At 70.0% G+C, this 15,897-nt stretch carries 18 protein-coding genes; 9 read left to right on the forward strand and 9 right to left on the reverse strand.

All coding sequences use genetic code 11. The features are described from left to right. Positions 1–23: 23 nt before the first annotated feature. Together greA and BWO91_RS19920 are read right to left on the reverse strand one after the other, a co-directional pair. Positions 24–515, reverse strand: a complete 492-nt coding sequence (greA, locus tag BWO91_RS07070; protein WP_240555708.1) for a transcription elongation factor GreA — start codon at positions 513–515, stop codon at positions 24–26. Between the two features lie 156 nt (positions 516–671). Then, the gene (locus tag BWO91_RS19920; RefSeq protein WP_167620448.1) at positions 672–1,106 is read right to left on the reverse strand and encodes a DUF4307 domain-containing protein; all 435 of its coding nucleotides are present in this window, start codon (positions 1,104–1,106) and stop codon (positions 672–674) included. Positions 1,107–1,274: 168 nt separating this feature from the next. On the opposite strand from BWO91_RS19920, the gene mca reads away from it, so the two are divergent. Then, positions 1,275–2,150: a mycothiol conjugate amidase Mca gene (gene mca / locus BWO91_RS07080; protein WP_079003871.1), complete on the forward strand. Its 876-nt coding sequence runs from the start codon at positions 1,275–1,277 to the stop codon at positions 2,148–2,150. After that, positions 2,147–2,470 carry a hypothetical protein gene (locus BWO91_RS07085; protein WP_079002042.1) on the forward strand — a complete coding sequence of 108 codons (324 nt, stop codon included), beginning with the start codon at positions 2,147–2,149 and terminating at the stop codon, positions 2,468–2,470. Before mca ends, BWO91_RS07085 begins: the two co-directional genes overlap by 4 nt. 43 nt (positions 2,471–2,513) lie before the next feature. Here BWO91_RS07085 and trhA read toward each other — a convergent pair whose 3' ends face one another. After that, positions 2,514–3,230 (reverse strand): PAQR family membrane homeostasis protein TrhA, encoded by a 717-nt coding sequence (gene trhA / locus BWO91_RS07090; RefSeq protein ID WP_079002044.1) that lies wholly within the window; start codon positions 3,228–3,230, stop codon positions 2,514–2,516. A gap of 73 nt (positions 3,231–3,303) precedes the next feature. Between trhA and BWO91_RS07095 the strand changes: the two genes are divergently transcribed. From BWO91_RS07095 to BWO91_RS07110, 4 genes are all read left to right on the forward strand, one after another. Next, positions 3,304–4,086: an isoprenyl transferase gene (locus BWO91_RS07095; RefSeq protein WP_064296447.1), complete on the forward strand. Its 783-nt coding sequence runs from the start codon at positions 3,304–3,306 to the stop codon at positions 4,084–4,086. Beyond that, positions 4,083–5,249 (forward strand): aminotransferase class V-fold PLP-dependent enzyme, encoded by a 1,167-nt coding sequence (locus BWO91_RS07100; protein WP_079002046.1) that lies wholly within the window; start codon positions 4,083–4,085, stop codon positions 5,247–5,249. The genes BWO91_RS07095 and BWO91_RS07100 overlap by 4 nt, the downstream gene beginning before the upstream one ends. A gap of 203 nt (positions 5,250–5,452) precedes the next feature. After that, entirely contained in the window at positions 5,453–6,877 is a 1,425-nt protein-coding gene (locus BWO91_RS07105) for a PhoH family protein (protein ID WP_079002048.1), read from the forward strand. A 100-nt stretch (positions 6,878–6,977) separates the two neighbouring features. After that, positions 6,978–7,559, forward strand: a complete 582-nt coding sequence (locus tag BWO91_RS07110) for a prepilin peptidase (protein WP_079002050.1) — start codon at positions 6,978–6,980, stop codon at positions 7,557–7,559. Between the two features lie 72 nt (positions 7,560–7,631). On the opposite strand, the gene BWO91_RS07115 is transcribed toward BWO91_RS07110, so the two are convergent. From BWO91_RS07115 to xseA, 5 genes are all read right to left on the reverse strand, one after another. After that, on the reverse strand, positions 7,632–9,035 hold the full coding sequence (locus BWO91_RS07115) for a class II fumarate hydratase (protein WP_079002052.1): 1,404 nt from the start codon (positions 9,033–9,035) through the stop codon (positions 7,632–7,634). A gap of 67 nt (positions 9,036–9,102) precedes the next feature. After that, on the reverse strand, positions 9,103–9,744 hold the full coding sequence (locus BWO91_RS07120) for a carbonic anhydrase (RefSeq protein WP_064296442.1): 642 nt from the start codon (positions 9,742–9,744) through the stop codon (positions 9,103–9,105). Next, positions 9,741–10,436, reverse strand: a complete 696-nt coding sequence (locus BWO91_RS07125; protein WP_167620449.1) for a DUF4245 domain-containing protein — start codon at positions 10,434–10,436, stop codon at positions 9,741–9,743. Before BWO91_RS07125 ends, BWO91_RS07120 begins: the two co-directional genes overlap by 4 nt. Beyond that, positions 10,433–10,669: an exodeoxyribonuclease VII small subunit gene (locus tag BWO91_RS07130; RefSeq protein ID WP_079002054.1), complete on the reverse strand. Its 237-nt coding sequence runs from the start codon at positions 10,667–10,669 to the stop codon at positions 10,433–10,435. The genes BWO91_RS07125 and BWO91_RS07130 overlap by 4 nt, the downstream gene beginning before the upstream one ends. 9 nt (positions 10,670–10,678) lie before the next feature. Next, entirely contained in the window at positions 10,679–11,938 is a 1,260-nt protein-coding gene (gene xseA / locus BWO91_RS07135) for an exodeoxyribonuclease VII large subunit (protein WP_064296441.1), read from the reverse strand. Positions 11,939–12,073: 135 nt separating this feature from the next. Here xseA and BWO91_RS07140 point away from each other — a divergent pair, with 135 nt between their 5' ends. Both BWO91_RS07140 and BWO91_RS07145 read left to right on the forward strand, forming a co-directional pair. Continuing rightward, positions 12,074–13,105, forward strand: a complete 1,032-nt coding sequence (locus BWO91_RS07140) for a 4-hydroxy-3-methylbut-2-enyl diphosphate reductase (RefSeq protein WP_079003873.1) — start codon at positions 12,074–12,076, stop codon at positions 13,103–13,105. Further along, positions 13,102–13,710 (forward strand): DUF6264 family protein, encoded by a 609-nt coding sequence (locus BWO91_RS07145; RefSeq protein WP_079002056.1) that lies wholly within the window; start codon positions 13,102–13,104, stop codon positions 13,708–13,710. The genes BWO91_RS07140 and BWO91_RS07145 overlap by 4 nt, the downstream gene beginning before the upstream one ends. A gap of 62 nt (positions 13,711–13,772) precedes the next feature. Here the strand turns inward: BWO91_RS07145 and fbaA are convergent, their stop codons facing one another. Next, positions 13,773–14,798, reverse strand: coding sequence for a class II fructose-bisphosphate aldolase (fbaA, locus tag BWO91_RS07150; RefSeq protein WP_064296439.1), 1,026 nt, complete (start codon positions 14,796–14,798; stop codon positions 13,773–13,775). A 76-nt stretch (positions 14,799–14,874) separates the two neighbouring features. On the opposite strand from fbaA, the gene BWO91_RS07155 reads away from it, so the two are divergent. Further along, positions 14,875–15,870, forward strand: a complete 996-nt coding sequence (locus BWO91_RS07155; protein ID WP_079002058.1) for a fructose-bisphosphatase class II — start codon at positions 14,875–14,877, stop codon at positions 15,868–15,870. Positions 15,871–15,897: the final 27 nt, after the last annotated feature.

Raw genomic sequence — 15,897 nt, forward strand, 5'->3', positions numbered from 1 at the left:
CGCGAACGACGCGACGTGCCGGATCAGGAACCGGTGTAGGTCTCCACCGCGCTGATCGACACGGTGATCTCCTTGCCGTTCGGCGCCTCGTAGGTGGTCTTGTCACCGATCTTCAGACCGAGGATGGCGGCACCGAGCGGGCTGCCTTCGCTGTAGACGTCGAGGTCGGTGTTGCCCGCGATCTCGCGGCTGCCGAGCAGGAAGCGCTCCTCGCCGCCCGCGACGACCGCCGTGATGACGGTGCCGGACTCCACGACACCGGTGGACTGCGGTGCCTCGCTCACCTTGGCGTCGCGCAACATCTGCGTGAGCGTCCGGATGCGGGCCTCCTGCTTGCCCTGCTCGTCCTTCGCGGCGTGGTAGCCGCCGTTCTCCTTGAGGTCGCCCTCTTCGCGAGCCGCTTCGATGCGCTTGGCGATCTCCTCGCGGCCCGTCGTGCTGAGGTGTTCGAGTTCCGCCTGCAGCCGGTCGAAGGCCTGCTGGGTGAGGAACGTCTCCTGGATCTGCTCGGACACGATGGAACTCCTTTGCATGGTGGGTCCGCACACGACGGCCGAAACGCCCGTCATATGCCAGACGCCCCGGCGGAATGCCGGGGCGTATGAAGTACTGCCTTCGAGTATCGCACGATCGGCGCGGGAGTGTGGCTCGCGCGCCGACGCCCTCGAGGGTCAGGAGCGGTGCTCGACCACCCAGCAGGTGTCGACGACGCCGGTGTTGCTGAGCTCCGTGGTGCGGACGCTCTCCGTGAAGGTGCGGGTGCGCTGCTCGGACGGCGGCAGCTCGACGACCTTCCATCCGACGACCGCGAACTGCTCGTTGAGCGCCTGGACCGAGCAGGCCATGGGGGTGTCCTGCGGACCGGTGACCTCGAAGGACACGCTGACCATCGTGTCGTCGACGATCTCGTGCGCCGTGTTGCGCGACTCGATGCTCGGCCGACTGCCGTCGAGACCGGCCCACACGACCCAGGCGACGAAGACGACGGCGAACGCTGCGGCGGCCAGCCAGATCAGGCGGCGGTCGCGGGCACGGTTGCCAGGGGTGCGTCCGTAGCGCGCCGCGATGGCGTCCTGAGGGCCGGCATCCTGCAGGGGAGAGGTCACGTCACGGGCTCCGGTTCGAACGGTTAAGCTGGACCAGGAGTGCGAGACGCCTCGAGGTCGACACCTCAAGCGTATTGCCTCTTCCTGGATGCGGAGTCCCGACCGCGTCGTCACGTCACGAGTCGCGAAGCGGTCCCCTCGCGCAGACCAGCCGGAAGGCGGAGCACCATGACCATGAGACTGCTCGCCGTGCACGCGCACCCCGACGACGAGTCGAGCAAGGGGGCGGCGACCCTCGCGCACTACCGGAGCCTCGGCGCCGAGGTCATGGTCGTCAGCTGCACGGGTGGCGAACGCGGCGACCTCCAGAACCCCGCACTCGCCGACGTCGCGATGATCGAGCGCGACCTCCCCGGATACCGTCGCCTCGAGATGGCCGCGGCGCAGGAGATCCTCGACATCGAGCACCGGTGGCTCGGCTATCAGGACAGCGGGATGGCCCGCGACGACGGCACGGTCCCACACGCGAGCTTCGCCGACATCCCCCTCGAGGTCTCGACCGGTGTGCTCGTGCGCATCGTCCGTTCCTTCCGGCCGCAGGTCATCATCACCTACGACGAGAACGGCGGCTACCCGCACCCCGACCACATCCGGTGCCACGAGGTGAGCGTCGCCGCGTTCGAAGCGGCGGCCGATCCCACGCGCTATCCCGAAGCGGGCGACCCCTGGCGCGTCGACAAGCTGTACTACGACCGCTCGTTCAGCCCCGCCCGGCTCGAGGCCGTGTACGCCTACCTGCTGGAGCACCACCCCGACGACCCGGCGGTCGAGCGGCTGGCCGAGATGCGGGAGTGGATGGCCGGCCGGCCCGATCTCGCGACGACGCACGTGCCCGTCGGCGACTTCTTCGAGGCTCGCGACGCCGCGCTCCGGGCGCACGGCAGCCAGGTGCCGCCGGACTCACCGTTCTTCTTCTGGCCCAACGACGTCCTCCGTGCCGCATGGCCGTTCGAGGACTACCAACTGGTCACGTCGCACGTCGCGTCGACCACTCCAGAGTCGGAGCTGTTCGACGGCATCGACACCAGCGAAGGAACCGCATGATGCACCACCTGTTCACCGAGGTCCTGTTGGCGGTCACGCCGTCGCCGTCGCCCTCGCCGGCGTTCGACGAGAACCAGGTGACGCCGGGACCGTGGGGCTTCGTGATCACCTTCGCCATCGCCGGCATCGTCGTCTTCCTCGTCATCGACATGGTGCGTCGCGTGCGCCGGGTCAACTACCGCGCGGAGATCGACGAGCGGCTCCAGGCCGAGGTCGCCGAGCGGGCAGCCGCGGACCGCGCGGGGAGCGACACCGGCGACGCGGCCCCCGCAGGCGTCGAGGACGACCCTCGCCCGCCGTCGGACCGGTCGGCCCGCTGACACCACCACCGCGACGCCTCGCCGCGCGCCGGGCCACGGGTTGTCAGCGGTTGTAGACCGGGGCGATCGCGATCAGCAGGATCCCGGTCCAGTGGCAGAGGAACGCGAGCACCGTGCACAGGTGGAAGAGCTCGTGGAACCCGAACCGCCCCGGCCAGGGGTTCGGTCGCTTCATCGCGTACATGACCGCGCCGACCGTGTAGAACAGGCCACCGGCGGCGACGAGCACCATCGTGGTGAAGTTGCCGCGGGCGATGTCGCCGAGGTACGCGACCGCACCCCACCCGAGTGCCAGGTAGAGCGGGACGTACAGCCACCGCGGGGCGTTGATCCAGAACACGCGGAAACCGATGCCGAGGAGCGCGCCGCCCCAGACGAGCACGAGCAGGAGGTTGCCCTGCGCCGGTGGTAGCGCGAGCACGGCGAGCGGCGTGTAGGTGCCGGCGATCAACAGGAAGATGTTGGCGTGGTCGATCCGCTTGAGGAGGAGCTTGACCGAGGGGCGCCAGGAGAACCGGTGGTAGAGCGCCGAGTTCCCGAAGAGCAGCATCGAGGTGAGCACGAACACCGTCGAACTCCACTTCGCGGCCGCACCCTGTGCGAGCACGACGAGGACGATGCCGGCGACGATCGAGATGGGGAAGATCCCGGCGTGCAGCCATCCGCGCCAGGTCGGTTTGACCTCCTCCGGTGCGGCGGCATCGTCGGCGGCGACCTCGAGCAACGGCAGCTTCGGCAGCTCGGGATCTCCACTCGTCATGGGTCCAGGATACGGGGTGGCACGGAACCCGTACTGGGAGCGATGCAGGAAACTGCACTAGCGTTGCAGGGTGATGACGAGGCATTCCGCACCGGTGGACGGCTTCCTGTACGGCGTCTACGCACGGCGCCTCCGGAAGGCGCTCACTCCGCAGACGCTGCCGCACCATGTCGCGATGATCATCGACGGCAACCGGCGGTGGGCCAAGCAGCTCGGGTACGACACCGCGGCGCACGGCCACCGGGCCGGTGCGGCGAAGATGCGCGAGTTCCTGACCTGGTGCGACGATCTCGGCATCGGCGTCGTCACCCTGTACCTGCTGTCGAGCGACAACCTGGTGAACCGCGCACCGGACGAGCTGGACGACCTCGTCGACATCATCGCCGACCTCGCCGAGGGGCTGTCGCACTACCGTGACTGGCGCGTGAAGCACGTCGGTTCGAGCGACGGGCTCCCGGAGTCGCTGCGCACGGCGTTGACGAGTGCCGAGGAGCGCACGGCCGACCGTGCTGGCATGCACATCAACCTCGCGGTCGGCTACGGCGGTCGCACCGAGATCGTGGACGCGATGCGCGCGATCGTCGCCAAGCACCACCTCGAGGGTCGGAGCCTGGAAGACCTCGCAGCGCTGCTCACCCCCGACCTCATCGGTGAGCACCTCTACACGGGAGGCCAGCCCGACCCCGACCTCGTCATCCGCACCAGCGGCGAACAGCGGATGAGCGACTTCATGCTCTGGCAGAGCGCCCATAGCGAGTTCTACTTCGTCGAGGCGCTCGGGCCCGACCTCCGTGAGGTCGACTTCCTCCGCGCCCTCCGCGACTTCTCCAGGCGTCAGCGGCGGTTCGGCGGATGAGCCGGTCCACGCCCGCCTCGGAGCCGGACGAGCCGGAGACGGCGTCCCGGTTGGAGACCTTCCAAGCGGGATTCGGTGAGGTCGACGGCTATCTCAACTACGGCAGTGTCGGTCCGTTGGCCGCGTCCGTCGTCCTCGAGGCCGCCCGCTGGAACGACGTGCTCGCGAGTGCGACGCCCGGAACGCTCGGCGCGGTCGACGGGCAAGACGAACGGATGCGGACCGCCGTCGGGACGCTCACCGGGTTCCGCGCCGACCAGGTCGTCGCCCAGCCCAACACCTCGCAGGGCCTCATGCACGCGATGTTCGGTCTGAGCGGCACGGTCCTGCTCTCCCGCCTGGAATACCCCACGCTGCCGCTCGCCGCGGAGCGGGCCGCCGAGCACCGGCACGTGCTCACGCCGAGATGGCTCGAGACGCGACGCGGAAACGTGACGGCTGAGAGCGTGCACGAACAGCTCGACGACACCGTCACCGCCGTGGCCGTGAGCCTCGTCGACTACCGCACCGGATACGTCTGCGACCTCGAAGCCGTCCGCGAGGTGATCGGCGACCGCCTCCTGATCGTCGACGCCATCCAGGGCTTCGGCGTGGTCGACGCCCCCTACGCCGTCGCCGACGTGGTCGCCTCGGGCGGGCAGAAGTGGATGCGCGCAGGCTGGGGCACCGGATTCCTCGCCCTGAGCGACCGCGCCGTCGAGCGGCTCGAGCCGGTCTTCTCGGGCGTGACCGGCACCGACGAGGCCTGGCCGTTCAGCGCTACCCCGGCACCGAGCGGATCCGTGCGCGCATACTCGATCACCAGGCCCGACCCGCTCGCGGCGGCGCGGTTCGCGGCGTCCTTGGAGGACACGGTCGCCGTCGGGACCGCGACGGTGCACGCGGCGATCGCCGAGCTCACGGCCGAGGTGATCGAGCTCGCGGACGAGTTCGGTGTCGCGGTGGTCTCCTCGCGAGACGAGCACGATCGCGCGGGCATCGTGGTCCTGGAGCCGGAGGAGTCCGTCCTCGACACGCTGTGGACCTCGCTCGAGAACCACGGCGTCACCGCGACGATCCGCGCCGGGGCCGTGCGGCTCAGCGTGCACGCCGGTACCAGTCGGCAGACGCTGGACCGACTGCGCGGTGCGCTGCTCTCGTTCGCGACGGCCGCGAGCTACTGAGCCGCCGTCCGACCACCGGCGGTCCAGGAGACGGCCCCCATCTGTTCACCTCCCCGTAACAGGACACGGGGCGTGTCGTCGCATCGATGTCGGTGGCCGGACGTACGTTCATCTCATCGGGCATGGAGCCCGGTCGAGACGGCCACACAAGTTCGGCTCGAAACCCTGCAGGCGGCCGTTTCGCACAGTGATCCGAGCATCAGATGCTCGGGGTGGGAGTGGTTGTGGCCTCGCGAGAAATCCAGAACACGTCAGCCGACATCGAGACGCGGGATGCGTCGACGAGACCGAGCCGACGACCTGCCGACCACACGGTGAGCGGGGGAGATCAGGCGCAGGCCGAGATCACCTACGTGCTCGACACCTCCGTGCTGCTGTCGGACCCCAAGGCGCTCTTCCGGTTCGCCGAGCACGCCGTCGTCATCCCGGTCGTCGTCATCAGCGAGCTCGAGGGCAAGCGCAACGACCCCGAGATCGGCTACTTCGCACGTCAAGCACTCCGCATCCTCGACGAGCTCCGCATCGAGCACGAGCGCCTCGACTTCCCGATCCCCGTCGGTGACGGCGGATCCCTGCGGGTCGAGCTCAACCACTCGAGCATGGCCTCGCTGCCGTCCGGTCTCCAGCTCGGCGACAACGACTCGCGCATCCTCGCGGTCGCGCTGAACCTGGCGAACGACGGCCTGACGGTCACGGTGGTGTCCAAGGACCTGCCGCTGCGCGTCAAGGCGGCCTCCATCGGTCTCCAGGCGGAGGAGTACCGGGCGGAACTCGCGGTCGACTCCGGCTGGACGGGCATGTCCGAGATCACCCTCGGCTCCGAGGACATGAGCACGCTGTGGGAGCGCGAGGAGGGGACGACGCCGATCATCGAGGACCTGCCGATCAACACGGGCCTCGTGATCCACTCCGACCGGGGATCCGCACTCGGGCGGGTCACGGGCAAGCGCAGCTACAAGCTCGTCCGCGGCGACCGCGACGTCTTCGGTCTGCACGGACGCTCGGCCGAGCAGCGGCTCGCGATCGACCTCCTGCTCGACCCCGAGATCGGGATCCTCTCGCTGGGAGGTCGAGCCGGGACGGGGAAGTCCGCGCTCGCCCTCTGCGCGGGTCTGGAGGCCGTCCTCGAGCGACAGGCGCACAAGAAGATCATGGTGTTCCGGCCGCTGTACGCGGTCGGCGGCCAGGAGCTCGGGTACCTGCCCGGCGACCAGGGCGAGAAGATGAACCCCTGGGGACAGGCGATCTTCGACACGCTCGGCGCGGTCGTCTCGCAGAACGTGCTCGACGAGGTGGTGGAGCGGGGCATCCTCGAGGTGCTGCCGCTGACGCACATCCGAGGCCGTTCGCTCCACGACGCCTTCGTGATCGTCGATGAGGCGCAGTCGCTCGAACGCAACGTCCTCCTCACGGTCCTCAGCCGGATCGGGCAGAACTCGCGGGTCGTCCTCACGCACGACGTCGCCCAGCGCGACAACCTGCGCGTCGGCCGCCACGACGGCGTCGCCTCGGTGATCGAGACGCTCAAGGGGCACCCGCTGTTCGCGCACGTCACGCTGACGCGCTCGGAGCGCTCGGCCATCGCGGCACTCGTGACCGAGATGCTCGAAGGGAACGAACTGGCCTAGCGGCCGTCGGCGGAGCGGGCCGGCGAGGCTCGCTCCGCCGCCTCCGGCCGCCTGTGGAGAACGCCGGAGGCCGGCACGATGATCCTCCTATCCTGACGGGATGCCCTCGCGACCGACCTCCACCGGCAGGCGGCTCCGCCCGCGTGTCGCCACCGCGGCGATGGCCGGCTCGACGCTGCTGCTCGTAGCCGTCACCGTTGCCCTGCTCGGCCCCGGCCCGCGTCCGGTCGTCATCGTGCTCGTCTGGCTCGCCTGCATCACGCCGCCGCTCGTGCGCAGCGACGTCGCGGAGCGGCGGCTCCCGAACCGTCTCGTGCTGCCGGCGCTCACCGTCGCGGTGCCGCTCACGGCCATCGATGCCGCAGTGCGTCAGGTGGCCCCGCTCGAACCGCTCCTGATGGGGTCCGCGGTCGGCGCCGTCCTGTACGCATGCGCCCTCTTCGGCGGGCTGGGCATGGGGGACGTGAAGCTCGGCGCGCTGCTCGGCCTCGCGGTCGGCTGCTTCGGGACGTCCGCGGTGCTGCTCTTCGCGGTGGTGTCGGTCTCCTCGGCCGGCCTCGCGGGTGTGGTCGTCGTGCTGGTCGCGCGCTCACGTGGTGGCTCCGCCGGTTGGCGCACGCGCATCCCGTTCGGTCCGTTCCTGCTGCTCGGCTGCTGGGGCGCGATCACCGCCACGGCGTGACCACACGGATGGAGACGGCCCCGGAACCGCGAGGGTTCCGGGGCCGTTCGGTGTTTCGACGAGCGGGTCGACTCAGCCGGGGTGCGTCATCGAGAGGACGTCGAGCGCCGTGTCGAGCTGCTCCTCCGTGATCTCGCCACGTTCGACGAAGCCGAGGTCGACGACGGCCTCGCGGACGGTGAGACCCTTGGCGACGGAGTGCTTGGCGATCTTCGCCGCCGACTCGTAGCCGATGATCTTGTTCAGCGGGGTGACGATCGACGGCGAGGAGCCGGCGAGTGCCGCAGCGCGGTCGAGGTTGGCCTCGAGGCCGTCGACGGTCTTGTCGGCGAGGACCCGGGTCGCGTTCGAGAGGAGACGGATGCTCTCGAGGAGCGCCGTGCCCATGACCGGGATCGCGACGTTGAGCTCGAAGGAGCCCGAGGCGCCGGCCCAGGCGATGGTCGCGTCGTTGCCGACGACCCGTGCGCCGACCATCAGGACGGCCTCCGGGATCACGGGGTTCACCTTGCCTGGCATGATCGAGGATCCCGGCTGGAGGTCGGGGATGTGCAGCTCGCCGAGACCGGTGTTCGGGCCGGAGCCCATCCAGCGGAGGTCGTTGCAGATCTTCGTGAGGCTGACCGCGATGACCCGGAGGGCCCCCGAGGCGTCGACGAGTCCGTCGCGTGCGCCCTGGGCCTCGAAGTGGTCCTGGGCCTCGGTGATGGGCAGCTCGGTCTCCTGCGCGAGCAGCTCGATGACGAGCTGGGGGAAGCCCTTCGGCGTGTTGATGCCGGTGCCCGTAGCGGTCCCGCCGAGCGGGACCTCTGCGACCCGGGGGAGTGCCGTACGCACACGCTCGATGCCGAGACGCATCTGGCGCGCGTAGCCACCGAACTCCTGGCCGAGGGTGACCGGCGTGGCGTCCATGAGGTGCGTCCGGCCCGGCTTCACCGCGGTCTTCCACAGCTCGGCCTTGCGCTCCAGCGAGACGGCCAGGTGGTCGAGGGCCGGGATGAGGTCGTCGATGAGGGCGCTCGTGACGGCGATGTGCACGGAGGTCGGGAAGACGTCGTTCGAGGACTGCGAGGCGTTGACGTGGTCGTTGGGGTGCACCGGGCTGCCGAGGCGCGCGCTCGCGAGCGTCGCCAGAACCTCGTTCATGTTCATGTTCGACGAGGTGCCGCTGCCGGTCTGGTAGGTGTCGACCGGGAACTGCGCGTCGTGCGCGCCGGTGATGACCTCGTCGGCCGCTGCGGCGATCGCGTCGGCGACACCCTGGTCGAGGACGCCGAGCTTGGCGTTGGCGAGTGCCGCGGACTTCTTGATCCGGGCCAGTGAGGCGATCTGCGCCGACTCGAGCCCGCTGCCCGAGATCGGGAAGTTCTCGACCGCCCGCTGCGTCTGCGCACCGTAGAGCGCGTTCGCGGGGACCCGCACCTCACCCATGGTGTCGTGTTCGATGCGGTACTCGGTTGCTGAGGTGTCTACCACGCTGTTCGTTCTCCTTCGTGCGATTGCGGTGGTGCTGCGCTCGACCGGTCGGTGAGCGGGGTGGAGGTCATTCGGGGACGGTGACGTCGCCGATCACGATGTCGGCGACGGCGGTGCCCTCGAGGAGCTTGTAGTTCGCGCCGATGATGGCGACCGTCCCGGCCGCCACGGCGTCGCTGATGAGCTCGGAGCGCGAGACGACCTCCATGACGGTGCGGCGGAGGTGGCGTCGTCCGACCTCGGAGGTGTCGACGGAGGCCGCGTCGATCGGTGCGGGGCCGGCGACCGCGCTCACGGCGGGGACGATCTGCTGGATCAGCTGGTCGATGTACGGGGGGAGCGGGGTGGCGTCCTCGATCTGCGAGTCGATCGCCGCGCGGACGGCGCCGCACTCGTCGTGCGCGAGCACGAGGATGAGTGGGACCTGCAGGACGCCGACGGCGTACTCCAGGGTGCCGAGCACCGAGTCGGAGACGATCTGGCCGGCGTTGCGGACGACGAAGAGGTCGCCGAGCCCTTTGTCGAAGATGATCTCGGCCGCGAGGCGGGAGTCGGAGCAGCCGAAGATGACCGCCTCCGGGGCCTGGGAGTGCGCGAGGGTGGCGCGGCGTTCGACGTCCTGGCGGGGGTGGGCGGGCTGACCGGCGACGAACCGCGCGTTACCGCGCTGCATCTCGCGCCAGACGGCACCGGGGCGCTTCTGGGTCATTCTGAGTCCGTTTCTGCAGGGGCGCCCGACGGGGCGTCGAGGTTGGCGGTGACCCCGGTGCGCACGGAGCGTGCGACATCGAGGACGTACTCGGGCTTCGCGGTGCCGAACACGGCGATCGTGCTCCGACCGGCGACGGTCGACAGGGCGTACGCGACGTTGCCGTCGTCGGAGCCGCTGCCGTTCGCGTATTCGACCCACTCGACGCCGTCGATCGTGACGGTTCCGGTGGGGCGTGCTTCGTCGAGCTCGGCGAGGAGCCAGGTGTCGTTGGCGTCCACGCCTTGCACGAGGCCGACGAACTCGTCGTCGGGGGAGATGAGTCCGACGTTCCAGGAGCGGATGTCGGGCGTGCCGGCGACCGGTGAGGCTGCGGTGCGGACGTCGGCGTAGTTGCTGCCCCAGTCGTCGCCGAGCTCGGGGGTGAGGAGCGGGACGGGGAGGTCGGGCTGTGCCTGACCGGCGAGCTGCGCGTAGTCGACGGTCGGTCGTTCCGGGGCTTCACCTCGGGGCACGGCGAGCACGATCACGACCACGAGGCCGACCGTGGCCAGGAGCGACAGGACGAGGTTGTTGACGGTCTTGCGCGACCGGTACAGGCGGGAGTTCTCCGCCTTGCGGTCGGCGGTCTCCTGCGGCGTCTCGGGGCGGCCGAGCTCGGCAACGACGCGCGGCGGCTTGGTGTCCTTCACCGCGGTGCGTCCGGAGTGCCGGATCCGAGCTGGGCGGCGCGTGCCGCGTCCAACCGTGCCTTCGCGCCGATCAGCCACTCCTCGCAGCGCTGGGCGAGCTGTTCGCCGCGCTCCCAGAGGCGGAGGGAGTCCTCGAGCGACGCCGAGCCCTGCTCCAGCTCGGACACGACACGCACGAGCTCGTCGCGTGCCTGCTCATAGCTGAGCTCCTGGACATCGGAGGGGGTTGGCATGCTTCTATCCTATTCGTCGTCGGTCCGGGCGGCAGCCGTGGCCGGGCCGGTACTGGAGGCGCCGATCGCGCCGGAGGCGAGGGTGACCAGGAGCTCCGTCCCGGCGGGGGCGTCGCCCTCCGCACGGATCACCGCGCCACCCGGGACGCCGGCCTCCGGGTCCGCTCGTTGGACGATGGCGTAGCCGCGGTCGAGCGTGCGCTGCGGTGACAGGGCGCGGAGGTGTGCGCGGAGTTCCGTCACCTCGCGCTGGGAGCGCTCGACGGCGCGGTCGATGAGCTCGGCACCCCTGGCGACCGTTCGGGTCAGCTCGTCCGCCCGCGAGTCGACGATCCAGGACGGGTCGGCGAGCGCGGGACGGGTGCGGAGCGTCGCGAGTCGGTCGATCTCGTGACCGAGCAACGAGGTCACCCGGGAGGACAACCGGACGCGGGCCTGCTGCACGCGAGCGAACTCCTCCGCGACGTCGGGGACGACCCGCTTGGCGGCATCGGTCGGTGTGGAGGCACGGAGGTCGGCGACGTCGTCGAGCAACGGGCGGTCCGCCTCGTGGCCGATGGCGCTCACGAGGGGTGTGGTGCAGGCGGCCGCGGCACGGACCACGCGTTCGTCGCTGAACCCGAGGAGGTTCTGGAAGTCGCCACCGCCGCGCGCGACGATGATGACGTCGACCTCGGGGTCGGCGTCGAGCGTCTGCAGAGCGCTCACGACGTCGCCGGGGGTGCGGTCGCCCTGGACGGCGGCGTGGACGACGCGGAACCGGACCGAGGGCCAGCGCAGTTCCGCGTTGCGCAGGACGTCTTTCTCGGCGTCGGAGTCCTTGCCGGTGACCAGCCCGATGCACTGCGGGAGGAACGGGAGCGGCCGCTTGCGCGACGCGTCGAAGAGCCCCTCCTCGGCGAGCTGCCGACGGAGCCGCTCGAGTCGCTCGAGGAGGTCGCCGATGCCGACGTGCTTCATCGCCATGACCTGCATGGTGAGTGTGCCGCCCTTGAGCCAGTAGTTCGGCTTGACCAACGCGACCACGTGGTCGCCCTGCTTGAGGTCGGCGGGGATCTTCGCGCGGACGGACGACCAGATGGTGAAGCCGACCGTCGCATCGATCTCGAGGTCTTTGAGCTTGCCGTAGACGTTGCCGCCCGAGGCGCCCCACTGCGTGATCTCGCCCTCGACCCAGACCGTGCCGAGGCGGTCGATGTAGTCGCGGAGCTTCGTGCCGAGGAGCGCGACCGGCCAGGGGGCTTCCATGGTGGCCGGTGCATCGCTCATCCCTCAAGCCTAGCCGCGAGCACCGACGGCGCGCCGGTCGCGGACCACCCGGCCGTTCACGGCCGACTCCCGAGCGCTGCCGCGTAGAATCCACACGTGACCGATCTCCGCGACGCCCCAGCCATCGGCCTCGGCATGCCGAGGCTCCGACGTATCGCCGGACGCCTCGCAGACCTCCCCGTCGCCGGGGAGAAGCGCGTCCTGCTGGCCGCCCCGCGCGGTTACTGCGCCGGCGTGGACCGCGCGGTCGTCGCCGTCGAGAAGGCGCTCGAGCACTACGGCGCGCCGGTGTACGTCCGGAAGCAGATCGTCCACAACGTGCACGTCGTCGATCAGCTCGAGGCCCGGGGCGCCGTGTTCGTGGAAGAGGTCGACGAGGTGCCGTCCGGCGCGCACATCGTCTTCAGTGCGCATGGCGTTTCGCCCGCCGTGGTCGATGCCGCCGCCGACCGCGGGCTGCTCGCGATCGACGCCACCTGCCCGCTCGTCACGAAGGTCCACCGCGAGGCCGTGCGCTTCGCCCGCGACGACTACGAGATCCTGCTCATCGGACACGAAGGGCACGAGGAGGTCGAGGGCACGGCCGGTGAGGCACCCGAGCACGTCACGCTCGTGACGAGCCCGGAAGCCGTCGACGACCTCGTCGTCGCCGACCCCGACAAGGTCGTGTGGCTCTCGCAGACCACGCTGTCGGTGGACGAGACCATGGAGACGGTCCGCCGCCTGCGCGAGCGGTTCCCGAAGCTCCAGGATCCGCCGAGCGACGACATCTGCTACGCGACCCAGAACCGTCAGGTCGCCATCAAGAAGGTCGCCCAGGACGCCGACCTCGTGATCGTGGTCGGGTCGGCGAACTCCTCGAACTCGGTGCGCCTCGTGGAGGTCGCGCTCGAATACGGCGCGAAGGCCGCCTACCGCGTCGACTACGCGCACGAGATCCAGCAGTCCTGGCTCGACGGCGTCGTCACCGTCGGTGTCACGAGCGGCGCCTCCGTGCCGGAGGTCCTCGTCGACGAGGTCCTCGAAGAGCTCTCCGGTGCCGGCTACGGCGCGGTGCAGGAAGTCAAGACGGCCGAGGAGGACCTCATGTTCTCCCTGCCGAAGGAGCTGCGCAAAGACCTTGCCGGCACGACCGATCCGCGCGCCCTGGGAGGGCGTCGACCATGAGCGAATCCCGCCCCCGTCCGCAGTTCGGTGAGTACGCGTCCCCCGAGGAGCAGCGTGCCCGGATCGCCGAGCCCATCGACGAGCAGCGGGCGGAGGAGCTCGGCATCGCGCCGGTCGTCCCCGTCGAACGGCAGCCACGGCAGCAGCAGGAGCCCACCCTCCGCGAGCAGACGCGCGAGCAGGCGCATGAGCCTGGGGTGATGCAGCCGGGCGCTCCGGCCGTGGCCGCCAGACGACCCGTCGCCGGAGACCGGATCGCGACGTCGATCCTGCTCGGACTCGGTCTCGTCGGCCTGATCTACACGATGCCGGGCATGCTGGACCTTCCCGGGCAGATTCGGCCGTTTCTCGTGCAGATGGGAGTGTCGGGGTACTCTTCCGACGGCCTCGCGAGTGCCATGGGCATCCTGGCGCTCGGTATTCAGATCGCGCTCTGGATGGGTGCCGTCATCCTGTCCCGCCGCTCGCTCCGCGCCGGCCGCATCACCTTCTGGATCCCGATCGTCGCCGGCGTCGTGGCGAACGTGGTCTTCATTCTCTGCCTCTCGGTGGCACTCGGGGCCGACCCCGCCGTCTTCGAGTACGTCCGCTCGCAGCAGCCGTAGTCATCCACACACGAAGAACGGGCCCGGCAGCGATGCCGGGCCCGTTCTGTTCGTGCAGGTGACTAGGAGGTGCTGGTGCCGTACGAGCCGAGCTGCTTCGTCGACTCCACGACGCGAGCGGCCATCGCCGACTCGGCGACCTTGCCCCAGGCGCGGGGGTCGTAGAGCTTCTTGTTGCCGACCTCGCCGTCGAGCTTCAGCACGCCCTCGTAGTTCGAGAGCATGTAGCCGGCGATCGAGCGGGTGAACGCGTACTGCGTGTCGGTGTCGATGTTCATCTTGACGACACCGTTCGCGACGGCCTCGGCGATCTCGGCGTCGGTGGAACCCGACCCACCGTGGAACACGAGGTCGAGCGGCTTGGGGCCGTGGCCGTACTTGGCGGTGAGGCCGTCCTGGATGGTCTTCAGCAGCTCGGGCTGGAGCTTGACGTTGCCGGGCTTGTAGACGCCGTGCACGTTGCCGAAGGTGAGGGCGGCCATGTAGCGACCCTGCTCGCCGAGGCCGAGCGCCTCGACGGTCGCGATGGCGTCGTCGAGGGTGGTGTACAGGTGCTCGTTGATGTCGTGGCTGACGCCGTCCTCTTCGCCGCCGACGACGCCGATCTCGACCTCGAGGATGGCGTTGATGGCCTTGGTGCGCTTCAGCATCTCGGTCGCGATCTCGAGGTTCTCCGTGAGCGGGACCGCCGAGCCGTCCCACATGTGGGACTGGAAGATCGGGTTGCGACCGGCCTTGACCTCTTCTTCGGAGGCGGCGATGAGCGGCATGACGAAGCCGTCGAGCGCGTCCTTCGGGCAGTGGTCGGTGTGGAGCGCGACGGTGACGGGGTAGTTCTTGGCGACCTCGGTGGCGAACTTCGCGAAGGCGATCGCGCCGGCGGCGCGGTTCTTCACGGTGTGGCCGGCGAAGTAGTCGGCGCCGCCCGTGGTGACCTGGATGATGCCGTCGGAACCGGCCTCGGTGAGGCCCTGGAGGACGGAGTTGATGGTCTGGCTGCTCGAGACGTTGAACGCCGGGTACGCGAACCCGTTCGACTTCGCCTTGTCGAGCATCGCTGCGTACTGTTCCGGGGTGGCGACGGGCATGTCTTCTCCTTGCGTGGGGACGATTCGCCTTGAAGTCTAGTGACTCGGGCTCCGAGGCATACGGCACGATGGGGACATGATCGAGCACGCCCCGGACACCGACCTCCTCGACGGCTTCCTCGACGCCACGCGGGCCGCCGCTGCCGCCGTCGCGGGTCTCGTGGGTGGCGGCGACGGCATGCGGATCGACGGGGTCGCCGTCGACGCGCTCCGCCGGGCGCTCGAATCGCTCCCGGTCGACGGGCGCGTCGTCGTGGGGGAGGGCGAGAAGGACCAGGCGCCCATGCTCTTCGTGGGCGAACGCTTCGGCACGGGTGCGGGGCCGGCGATCGACCTCGCCGTCGACCCCGTGGACGGCACCAAGCTCGCGGCCGCCGGGAAGCCGGACTCCGTCGCCGTCATCGCCATCGCCCCGCGCGGTGCGATGTTCGACATCGGCCCGGCGTACTACCTCGAGAAGCTCGTCGCGGCTGGTGCGGGACGCGAGCTGTCGCTCGGCGACCCGATCGCGGTGACCCTCGACCGGCTCGCCGCGCGGCTGGGGCGGCCGGTCGAGCAACTGCGCGTCGCGGTCCAGGACCGTCCTCGGAACGCGGCGACCGCCCAGGCCGTGACCGCCGCCGGTGCCGAGCTCGTGAGCTTCACGGATGGCGACGTCGCCCTGTCACTGCGGGCCGCGGCCGCCGACGGCGACCTCGATCTGCTCCTCGGCGTGGGCGGGGCCCCGGAGGGCATCCTCACGGCTGCCGCGGTCCGGGCCCTCGATGGCTGGATGACGGCGCGCTTCGCACCGCAGTCGCCGGAGGAACGGGAGCGGCTTATCGAGGCAGGGACCGATCTCGACCGCGAGGTCCCGCTCGACGAACTCTGCCGCGACGACGGCTGGCTGCTGCTCAGCGCCGTCACGTCGACCGCGCTCGCCGCCGGAGCCGAACTCGCCGGAGTCCGGGCCGGCGCTGACGGCGGTGTCACGGTCGAGTCCGTCGTCGTCGGTCCCGGGAGCCCGCTGACGAGGTCACGGAAGCGCCTCGATCGAGACGCATCCACCGGCCTTCCCGGCCCGGTTCGATAGGCTGAAACCCTCATCCACCGAAGCGTC

It is taken from the genome of Plantibacter flavus (assembly GCF_002024505.1).
GTDB lineage: Bacteria > Actinomycetota > Actinomycetes > Actinomycetales > Microbacteriaceae > Plantibacter > Plantibacter flavus_A.

What these genes read in the sequence shown, in the direction of transcription:
- mca (WP_079003871.1), top strand. Translation starts at nt 1,275, where the DNA reads ATGACCATGAGACTGCTCGCCGTGCACGCGCACCCCGACGACGAGTCG.
- BWO91_RS07110 (WP_079002050.1), top strand. Translation starts at nt 6,978, where the DNA reads ATGCCCTCGCGACCGACCTCCACCGGCAGGCGGCTCCGCCCGCGTGTC.
- BWO91_RS07120 (WP_064296442.1), bottom strand. Translation starts at nt 9,744, where the DNA reads ATGACCCAGAAGCGCCCCGGTGCCGTCTGGCGCGAGATGCAGCGCGGT.
- BWO91_RS07130 (WP_079002054.1), bottom strand. Translation starts at nt 10,669, where the DNA reads ATGCCAACCCCCTCCGATGTCCAGGAGCTCAGCTATGAGCAGGCACGC.
- BWO91_RS07100 (WP_079002046.1), top strand. Translation starts at nt 4,083, where the DNA reads ATGAGCCGGTCCACGCCCGCCTCGGAGCCGGACGAGCCGGAGACGGCG.
- xseA (WP_064296441.1), bottom strand. Translation starts at nt 11,938, where the DNA reads ATGAGCGATGCACCGGCCACCATGGAAGCCCCCTGGCCGGTCGCGCTC.
- BWO91_RS07155 (WP_079002058.1), top strand. Translation starts at nt 14,875, where the DNA reads ATGATCGAGCACGCCCCGGACACCGACCTCCTCGACGGCTTCCTCGAC.
- BWO91_RS07095 (WP_064296447.1), top strand. Translation starts at nt 3,304, where the DNA reads ATGACGAGGCATTCCGCACCGGTGGACGGCTTCCTGTACGGCGTCTAC.
- trhA (WP_079002044.1), bottom strand. Translation starts at nt 3,230, where the DNA reads ATGACGAGTGGAGATCCCGAGCTGCCGAAGCTGCCGTTGCTCGAGGTC.
- BWO91_RS07140 (WP_079003873.1), top strand. Translation starts at nt 12,074, where the DNA reads ATGCCGAGGCTCCGACGTATCGCCGGACGCCTCGCAGACCTCCCCGTC.
- BWO91_RS07145 (WP_079002056.1), top strand. Translation starts at nt 13,102, where the DNA reads ATGAGCGAATCCCGCCCCCGTCCGCAGTTCGGTGAGTACGCGTCCCCC.
- BWO91_RS07085 (WP_079002042.1), top strand. Translation starts at nt 2,147, where the DNA reads ATGATGCACCACCTGTTCACCGAGGTCCTGTTGGCGGTCACGCCGTCG.
- BWO91_RS07105 (WP_079002048.1), top strand. Translation starts at nt 5,453, where the DNA reads ATGCTCGGGGTGGGAGTGGTTGTGGCCTCGCGAGAAATCCAGAACACG.
- fbaA (WP_064296439.1), bottom strand. Translation starts at nt 14,798, where the DNA reads ATGCCCGTCGCCACCCCGGAACAGTACGCAGCGATGCTCGACAAGGCG.